This window comes from Micromonospora sp. ATA51 (genome assembly GCF_016802855.1).
Classification (GTDB): domain Bacteria; phylum Actinomycetota; class Actinomycetes; order Mycobacteriales; family Micromonosporaceae; genus Micromonospora; species Micromonospora sicca.
The window spans coordinates 1-7882 of sequence record NZ_JAEVHJ010000306.1 but is presented as its reverse complement, the minus strand read 5'-3'; the positions used below and the strand labels follow the sequence as shown (position 1 = coordinate 7882).

General features: G+C 72.5%; 10 protein-coding genes and 1 pseudogene. 4 read left to right on the top strand and 7 right to left on the bottom strand.

Features of this window, described 5'->3' with window-relative positions; all coding sequences use genetic code 11:
• A pseudogene (locus JNW87_RS31030) lies at positions 1-416 on the bottom strand (LysE family translocator); the annotation flags it as partial.
• A 51-nt stretch (positions 417-467) separates the two neighbouring features.
• Complete coding sequence (locus tag JNW87_RS31025; protein WP_201749933.1) at positions 468-1403, bottom strand: DNA-3-methyladenine glycosylase; 936 nt, start codon at positions 1401-1403, stop codon at positions 468-470.
• Between the two features lie 97 nt (positions 1404-1500).
• Between JNW87_RS31025 and JNW87_RS31020 the strand changes: the two genes are divergently transcribed.
• Together JNW87_RS31020 and JNW87_RS31015 are read left to right on the top strand one after the other, a co-directional pair.
• Positions 1501-2049, top strand: coding sequence for a GNAT family N-acetyltransferase (locus JNW87_RS31020; RefSeq protein WP_109804851.1), 549 nt, complete (start codon positions 1501-1503; stop codon positions 2047-2049).
• 145 nt (positions 2050-2194) lie between these two features.
• A complete protein-coding gene (locus JNW87_RS31015; RefSeq protein ID WP_236648446.1) occupies positions 2195-2335 on the top strand; it encodes a hypothetical protein in 141 nt (46 codons plus the stop codon).
• A 36-nt stretch (positions 2336-2371) separates the two neighbouring features.
• On the opposite strand, the gene JNW87_RS31010 is transcribed toward JNW87_RS31015, so the two are convergent.
• The 3 genes from JNW87_RS31010 to JNW87_RS31000 form a co-directional block, all read right to left on the bottom strand.
• Entirely contained in the window at positions 2372-2539 is a 168-nt protein-coding gene (locus JNW87_RS31010; RefSeq protein ID WP_201749934.1) for a hypothetical protein, read from the bottom strand.
• Between the two features lie 113 nt (positions 2540-2652).
• A complete protein-coding gene (locus tag JNW87_RS31005) occupies positions 2653-3372 on the bottom strand; it encodes a sulfite exporter TauE/SafE family protein (protein ID WP_236648447.1) in 720 nt (239 codons plus the stop codon).
• 5 nt (positions 3373-3377) lie between these two features.
• Positions 3378-3875 carry a YkvA family protein gene (locus JNW87_RS31000; RefSeq protein WP_109804853.1) on the bottom strand — a complete coding sequence of 166 codons (498 nt, stop codon included), beginning with the start codon at positions 3873-3875 and terminating at the stop codon, positions 3378-3380.
• 153 nt (positions 3876-4028) lie between these two features.
• Between JNW87_RS31000 and JNW87_RS30995 the strand changes: the two genes are divergently transcribed.
• Complete coding sequence (locus JNW87_RS30995; RefSeq protein ID WP_109804857.1) at positions 4029-4514, top strand: DUF1992 domain-containing protein; 486 nt, start codon at positions 4029-4031, stop codon at positions 4512-4514.
• 104 nt (positions 4515-4618) lie between these two features.
• Here JNW87_RS30995 and JNW87_RS30990 read toward each other — a convergent pair whose 3' ends face one another.
• The gene (locus JNW87_RS30990; protein ID WP_238454887.1) at positions 4619-5125 is read right to left on the bottom strand and encodes a maleylpyruvate isomerase N-terminal domain-containing protein; all 507 of its coding nucleotides are present in this window, start codon (positions 5123-5125) and stop codon (positions 4619-4621) included.
• A gap of 530 nt (positions 5126-5655) precedes the next feature.
• On the opposite strand from JNW87_RS30990, the gene rox reads away from it, so the two are divergent.
• Positions 5656-7080 carry a rifampin monooxygenase gene (gene rox / locus JNW87_RS30985; RefSeq protein ID WP_201749936.1) on the top strand — a complete coding sequence of 475 codons (1425 nt, stop codon included), beginning with the start codon at positions 5656-5658 and terminating at the stop codon, positions 7078-7080.
• A gap of 17 nt (positions 7081-7097) precedes the next feature.
• Here rox and JNW87_RS30980 read toward each other — a convergent pair whose 3' ends face one another.
• Positions 7098-7682 carry a hypothetical protein gene (locus tag JNW87_RS30980; protein WP_238454886.1) on the bottom strand — a complete coding sequence of 195 codons (585 nt, stop codon included), beginning with the start codon at positions 7680-7682 and terminating at the stop codon, positions 7098-7100.
• Positions 7683-7882: the final 200 nt, after the last annotated feature.

Sequence of the window (7882 nt, the reverse complement as noted above, 5' to 3'; positions counted from 1 at the left end):
CGGGTCGATGAACTGCGGCAGCAGCGACACGTACAGGATCGCGATCTTCGGTGAGCAGGTTGGTGACCAGACCCATGGTGAACAGCCGCCGCGGCCGGTACGGCGGCAGCGCGCCGGCGCGACGCCGACGCGCCGGGGCGCAGCGTCCGCCAGGCCAGCCACAGCAGGTACGCCGCGCCGGCCAGCTTCACCGCCGTGTACAGCGGCGGCACCAGGGCGAACACGGTGGCGATCCCGGCCACCGCGGCGGCGAGGTAGACGAGGAAGCCGACCGCCACACCGAGCAGCGAGATCAGCCCCGCCCGCCGGCCCTGGGTGACCGACCTGGACACCAGGTAGACCATGTTCGGACCGGGGGTGAGCACCAGACCCAGCGCCACCAGACCGATCCCCACCAGCGCCCCGACCGTGATCATGTAGCCTCCCACCCGTCGCTCCCTTGATCACCCTACGCGGGCCCGCCCCCGTCACACCGCCGGCCGCCGGCCCCGGCGGCCGGAGAGCTCGCCGGTCTCGTCCTCCCGCCAGGTGCGCAGCAGCAGGCTCACCCACGTCCGGTAGGGCCGCCACCCGTCGGTGATCCGGGTCAGCGTGTCGTCGTCGACCTCCTCGTCGAGGCGGTACGCGTCCCGGACGGCCTGGCGCAGCCGCTGCTCGTGCCGGGGCGCCACGTCCGGGGCGCCGGCGCCGCGCAGCAGGATCAGCTCGGCGGAGAACGGGCCGATCCCCGGCAGCGTCGACAGCTCGCGCAGCGCCTCGGACGCGGGCAGCGCCCGCAGCCGGGCCCCGTCGAGCCGACCGTCCAGCGCCGCCGCGGCCAGCCCGCACAGCCACTCCGGTTTGCGGCCGGCCAGCCCGCCCATCGTGATCAGGGTGTCGACGCCGCGCAACAGGTCGGCCGGGCCGGGAAAGGCGGTGACCGGGCCGTCCGGCAACTCCACCGGGGTGCCGAGCCGCTCGGCGAGCCGGGCCTTGACGGTGGCGGCCTGGGTGATCCGGATCCGGTGGCTGATGACCGCCCAGCAGGCCGCCTCGTACGGCGACCAGAAGGTCACCGGACGCAGGCCGGGATAGCGGCCCTGCAGCCCACCGACGACCGGATCCCGCTCACCCACCTCGGCGAAGCCGGAACCGTCGACGTCGAGGGAGAGGATTCGGCGCAGCTGCGCCCGCACGGCGTCCCGGTCGGGTGGGTCGCCGGGGGAGTGGACCTGCGCGTGCACCACCCCGTCGGCGTCCTGGCGCACCCGCAGCCCCACCGGTGTCCACCGGCCGTCGAGCGGGAACGCCAACCGCAGCACGGCCGGCCCACCGCCGGCGTACCGTGCCGGGGTGAAGCCCTCCAGGAAGCGGACGCTCGCCGCCAGCGAGAACGGCCCGCGCGGGGTCAGCGTGAAACTCATCGGTGTCGAGGTCATCGCCGAAGGTCTACCACCAGCGACCGACATCCCGGCGCGGACGGGTCTCGCCAGGGCCGGGACGGCGGGCGACACTACCGGGATGTCGATCGAGTTGCGCGCCGCGCCCACGCCCACCGCGCCCGGTCTGCTGCTGCGCCCGTGGCGGGACGACGACGTGGCCGCGCTGCTGGCGGCGTACCGGGACCCGGTGCTGCGCAGCTGGACCCGGTACCCGGTCAGCACCACCGCCGACGCCCGCGCGTTCCTGCGGCGCAGCCGGCAGGGTTGGGCGGCCGGCCGCCGGTTCAGCTTCGCGGTGCTCGAGTCGTCGCCGGACGGGCAGCGGCTGGTGGCCAACGTGATCCTCAAGGACGTCACCCCCGGGCGCCCGTACGCGGAGGTGGGTTACTGGACGGCGGCCCCAGCCCGCGGGCGGGGCGTGGCGCCGCGCGCGGTCACCGCCGTCAGCGACTGGGCCTTCGCCCGCTTCGCGGCCGGCGGGCTGACCCGGCTGGAGCTGCTGCACCAGGTGGACAACCCCGCCTCCTGCCGGGTGGCGGAGAAGAGCGGGTACGTCTTCCAGGAGGTGCTGCCGGCCCGGCCACCGTTCCCCCGCGACGGGCACCGGCACGTGCGCAGGCGGGTCTAGCCGCGCCCGACTGGCACACCCTCCGGTCGTCTCCTCCGCATTCGACCAGATTGACCATGCCGGGCCACGCAGCGTGACCACGGCCACTACCGTTGGTCGCCATCCTCACATCGGCCTGAAGACCCCGGTCGTTTCCTGGGGCATCATGATCAGTGAAGCGGAGAACTACATCCGGGTCTCACTCTTCCTGCTCTTCTTCCCCGCCGCGTTCCTCGTCACCGCCGTGCTGAGCTTCGTCATGCTCGGCGAAGCGGTCCGCGAGGCCCTCGACCCGAGACTCCGCTGAGCCGGCCGACGACCCGGGCGATCCGCCACGCTGCCCTCACTCCTCGCCGACGGTCTCCGTCTCGTCGTCGTGCATGAACTGGACGGCGAGGTGCTCGTCCGGCTGCGGCGCCTGCTCCAGGTGGTGGTGGGGATCCCCGTCGGTGGAGAAGAGCACGTCGTCGGTCTTGGGGGTCTTCTCGCGGTTCTCGTCCGGATCTGTCACGTCCACTCCTCCCGGATGCCGCACCGACCGTGAACGGTCCTGCCTGCTCAGGTCAGCCTTCTGTCACCCACCCTAGGCGGGTCGGGCGGCCGTGGCAGGGGTTCGGCGAGGCGTCACCGGCCGGCGAGCAGGAGCACCGCCGCGACGACCAGCCCGGCCTCGACGAGGACGACGAAGACCCGGTCGCTGATCCGGCCGACGACCCGGCGGCCCACCCACGCGCCGGCGAGGGTGGCCGGCGTGAGCGCCGCGCCGAGCAGCAGAACGTCCCGCCCGATCAGGCCGGCGGCGGCGTACCCGACGGTCTTGGACAGGTGCAGGGTGAGCGCGGCGGCGGCCTCGGTGCCCACGTACGCGGCGCGGGTGAGGCCGTAGGCCAGGAAGAACGGGGCGGTCAGCGGGCCGACGGACCCCAGCAGCGCCGACCCGAGACCGGACGCCGCGCCGACGGCCACGAAGGTGCGCTCGGTGGGCCGGGACGGCCGCGCGCCGATGCGGCGCCACGCCACCACGGCGAGGAGGAACACCCCGAGCAGCCGTTTCAGGGCGGCCAGCGGGGCGTGGGCGAGCAGCAGCGCGCCGGTCACCGCGAGGGGCACCGCCCCGGCGGCGAACCGGCCGGCGAGGCGCCAGTGCAGCTCCGGGCGGTTCAGCCAGACCCGGGCGGCGTTGCTGGAGAGCTGGGTGAGGGTGAGCACCGGCACCGCGACCCGCAGCCCGAACAGCGCGGTGAAGACCGGCAGCAGCAGCACACCGCCGCCGAAGCCGGTGACCGCCGACAGCAGGGCCAGCAGGAACGCCGCCGCCGAGGCGGTCAGCAGCGTGCCCACCACCGGGGTCAGCGGTCGACCGGCGCGGCGCCCGCCGGCCCCCGCCCCGGCCCGTCGGGCGGTCCGTCGGTCTCTCCGCTCGGCGGTTCGTCGGGCGGTCCGACGGCCGGATCGGGGGCGGCCGGGCCGAGCAGGCGCAGCAGCAGGCGCGGCTCACCCGGCCAGGCGTCGAGCAGCACCTGCCGGGGCACCTGCCGGCCGGCGTAGCGCAGGGCGAGGGCGACCACGACGATGTCGTCGAGCGGGCCGATGACCGGCAGGAACTCGGGGATCAGGTCGATCGGGCTGGCCAGCCAGAGACCCGCGACGACGATGGCGATCTTGGCGCGGCGAGGCACCCGCGGGTCCCGGCGTAGCCGGCGCACCGTGGTCAGGCAGTCGGGGATGAAGGCGGCCAGGTCGCGCAGGATGCCCGGCGGGAGGCGTCGGGCGAGCAGCACCAGCAGGGCCCAGCTGGCGAGCAGACAGGCCACCGCCACGCCGAGCCCGATCAGCCAGTCGCGCACGAGGGGTCCTTTCGCCGGGTACGGGCCACGAGGAATGTACGCCGGGTCACGCCCACCCGCGCGGCACGCCGTACGGCGGGGAATGCCGCGCCGATCACACGCGCTGAATCCCGTCACGGACAGCGGATACCTTGGGTGCGGGAGGTGGCGGCGGTGACGATTGGCTGGGAGGCGGCGGTCGAGGCGCAGATCCGCGCGGCCCAGGAGCGCGGCGAGTTCGACAACCTGCCAGGGGCGGGCAAACCGATCCCCGGCCGGGGCCTGCCGTACGACGAGTCGTGGTGGATCAAGAGCTTCCTGGAGCGTGAGGCGCTCCCCAGCGACCTGCTGCTGCCGACCCCGTTGCAGCTGCGCCGCCGCGTCGAGCAGCTCCCCGACGAGGTGCGGGACCTGCCCACGGAGGAGTCGGTGCGCGCGTTCGTCGCGGACCTGAACGCGCAGATCGTGGCGTGGCTGCGTACGCCCACCGGCCCGCGGGTGGTGGTGCGCCCGGTCAACGCCGACGACACCGTACGCCGGTGGCGGGCCGACCGGGAGCGGACGGCGACCGAGCGGGCCGCGGAGGTGGCGGCTGCGCCGCCGGCCGCCGCGCCGACCACCCGGCGGCGTTGGCGTTTCCCTTGGCGGCGGCGCGGCTGAACCCCCGGCCCCGACCTGGGGGTGTCCCCGGATCGCTCAGGACACGGCCGCTCGCCAGCTCCACGCCGTGCGGCGGGGACGATCGCCGAGTGCGGCCCGACCGGTCAGCCAGAGCAGGACCTCCGCCGGCTGCCGGCCGGCGCGTCGGGGAACAGCCGGCCCACCACCTTGGCGCTCAGGTCGGCGGGCAACCGCCAGTCGGCGCCCAGGCCGCGGGTGACGTCGTGGGTGTGCAGCAGGATCTCGGCGACGCCCATCGCGGCGAAGCCGGCCGGGTCGGTCGGCCCCCAGTGCCAGGCCCGTAACGTCGGCTCGGCGCCGTCGACGGCGCCGGCCAGCAGTTGCGCGCACGCGTGCACGACCCGCAGCACCTCCGCGGGCGCCGCGTCGGAGCGCACCCGCAGGTCGTACGGCAGGTAGCCGTCGGTGGGCTGCCCGGCAACCTGGCCGGCGTAGGCGAGCAGGTCGTGCGCCACGTGCGCGGCGGTGATCCAGCAGGACCACTCCAGGTCGCCCGCGGGGACGGACCAATCGTGCCCGGTCAGCGGAGCCAGAACCTCGGCCATCGCCGTCGCCGCGGCCCGGACGTCCGCTCCGGTCGCTGTGGTCATGCCGTCGACTCTGCCGCCAGCCGTGCGCGTCCGCCACCCGGCGGCCCGCACGCGAGCGCGAGGGCGTGAATCACTACGACCTGGGGTGCTGGTAAGAACGGCGACACTAGGCGCCAATTAGTGGATCTTCGCCGTACCGACCCGCCCAGCGCCGACAAGGGCGCCACGGTGCGTACCGCAGTCGCAACCGTACGGGCCCGTTTGGAGTCGTGATCACGTGGCTGGGAAAGGATTGGACGGGATGATGCTCGGGCTTGTAGCTTGCAGTTGACCGTGACACCGCCCGAGGAGGTGAGACCCATGAACGCTGTATCGATGTGGGTGCTCCCCCTTCCCGTCACGGTCGGGCGATTGACGTAGGTGTCGCCGGGAGCGCCTCGCCAACAAGGCACTCCCGAAAGGCAACACCTATGCACTCTCTGCAGTTCACCGCCGAGCCGTCGTCGAACGATACGGTCGAGCGCGACTTCACCGCGGGCGACGTCCCCGGACTCCCATCGCCGGCCTCCGACGCCGATCGTGCGCCCCTCATGTTCGACGTGATCATTGCCGGGTGCGGGCCGACTGGTGCGATGCTGGCCGCCGAACTGCGGCTGCACGATGTGCGGGTACTCGTCCTGGAGAAGGAAACCGAGCCCGTGTCGTTCGTCCGCATAGTCGGTCTGCATATTCGCAGTATCGAGCTGATGGCAATGCGCGGACTGCTGGATCGCATTCTCCAGCATGGAAGACAGCGTCCGGCCGGCGGTTTCTTCGCCGCCATCCCCAAACCCGCGCCCGAGGGCCTGGATTCCGCGTACGCCTATCTGCTGGGTATCCCGCAGCCGGTCATCGTTCACCTGCTCGAAGAACATGCGATCGAACTGGGTGCGCAGGTCCGGCGCGGTTGCGCGGTCGCCGGTTTCGAGCAGGACGACGAGGGTGTGACCGTCGAGCTGGCCGACGGGGAACAGCTGCGATCGCGCTACTTCGTCGGCTGTGACGGCGGGCGCAGTACGGTGCGTAAACTGCTCGGTGTCGGCTTCCCCGGCGAGCCCTCACGGACCGAGACCCTGATGGGCGAGATGGAAGTGGGCGTGCCGCAGGAGGAGATCGCCGCCAAGGTGACCGGAATCCGCGAGACCCATCAGCGATTCTGGCTCCGGCCCTTCGGCGAAGGGGTCTATAGCGTCGTAGTCCCCGCCGCGGGAGTCAGCGACCGCGCGGAACCGCCCACCCTCGAGGATTTCAAACAACAGTTGCGCACCATCGCCGGAACCGATTTCGGCGTGCACTCCCCGCGCTGGCTGTCCCGCTTCGGGGATGCCACCCGGCTAGCCGAACGTTATCGGGTCGGGCGGGTGCTGCTGGCCGGCGATGCGGCACACATCCATCCACCCACCGGCGGACAGGGCCTCAACCTGGGCGTTCAGGACGCATTCAACCTCGGCTGGAAACTGGCCGCACAGATCCGCGGCTGGGCGCCGGAAACACTGCTGGACACCTACCAGGCCGAGCGTCATCCGGTCGCCGAGGACGTGCTGGACAACACAAGCGCCCAGATGGAACTGTCGTCCACCGAACCGGGCCCGCAGGCCGTGCGCAGGCTGCTCACCGAACTGATGGACTTCGACGAGGTGAACCGCTATCTGATCGAGAAGATCACCGCGATCGGCATCCGCTACGACTTCGGCGAAGGCCCCGACCTGCTCGGCCGCCGCCTGCGCGACATCGACGTGAAACAGGGCCACCTCTACGGTCTGCTGCATCGCGGCCGCGGCCTGCTGCTGGACCGCACCGAACGCCTGACCGTCGGCGGCTGGTCAGACCGGGTCGATTACCTCGCGGATCCCACTGCGGTACTGGATGTTCCGTGCGTCCTGCTACGCCCCGACGGCCACGTCGCCTGGATCGGCGACGATCAGCAGGACCTGGACGACCACCTCTCCCGCTGGTTCGGCAAGCCCGCCAACTGATTTCGCCTGAGCAGCGGTCATCCCGCATATACGTGGCGAGATGGCGAGCAGATCTGCGGCGCTGTCGGCCAGGAGCTGGGATGGTCGTCGATGGCGGCCGCGACCGGTAACCGTTCGGTCCTGCCCGCGCCCAGGTGGTCAGAGCAGCGGCTCCAGGTCGTCGTCTTCGTCGTCGTCCGGCTCCTCGGCATTGAGGGCCAGGGCCTCGCGCAGCCAGCCCAGTTCGTCGGGGTAGAGCGCCACGTGGTCCACCGGCGGATGGCCGCGTCGTCGTCGAGGTCGTCGTCGCCTTCATAGGTGCCGGGCAGTTTGACGGCGATCCAGACGTCGTCGCCGAGCAGCTGCGCGGGCGCGCGCAGCCGCACCACGGTGGGGTCGGTGGTGAGGCTGTGCTGCGGGTCGAGGTCGTCGAGGTCGATGCCGTGTTCGGTGTCCATGTCGTGCTCGGCGGCCAGCCCGGCCGTGCAGACCACGGCCAGGTGCGGGTGTTGCTGGGCTGGGGTGCGGGTGCCGTCGGCGAGGTTGGCGTAGGCGTCGAACGCGGCCTGCGGGTGCAGGGTGAGCAGTTCGCCGATCTGCCACCAGTCCAGGCCGGCGGCCAAGCGTCGCGCATGACGCTGTGGTGCAGATGCCGGGCGCCGGCGGTGAACCGCTCGGCCAGGGTGACGGCGTTCTTGAAGTCGCCGGCGCGTAGCCGCGGCCAGGCCTTCGGTGAGGGAACTGCCGTACTGCTCACGGAACGTTTCGGTGTGCACGCCGGTGCGGGTGGGGGTCATCGTGGCTGTCCCTCGCTGCTCGGGGG

Coding starts and splice junctions, on each gene's coding strand:
- JNW87_RS31020 (WP_109804851.1), top strand. CDS start 1,501: ATGTCGATCGAGTTGCGCGCCGCGCCCACGCCCACCGCGCCCGGTCTG.
- rox (WP_201749936.1), top strand. CDS start 5,656: ATGTTCGACGTGATCATTGCCGGGTGCGGGCCGACTGGTGCGATGCTG.
- JNW87_RS31025 (WP_201749933.1), bottom strand. CDS start 1,403: ATGAGTTTCACGCTGACCCCGCGCGGGCCGTTCTCGCTGGCGGCGAGC.
- JNW87_RS31015 (WP_236648446.1), top strand. CDS start 2,195: ATGATCAGTGAAGCGGAGAACTACATCCGGGTCTCACTCTTCCTGCTC.
- JNW87_RS30990 (WP_238454887.1), bottom strand. CDS start 5,125: ATGACCACAGCGACCGGAGCGGACGTCCGGGCCGCGGCGACGGCGATG.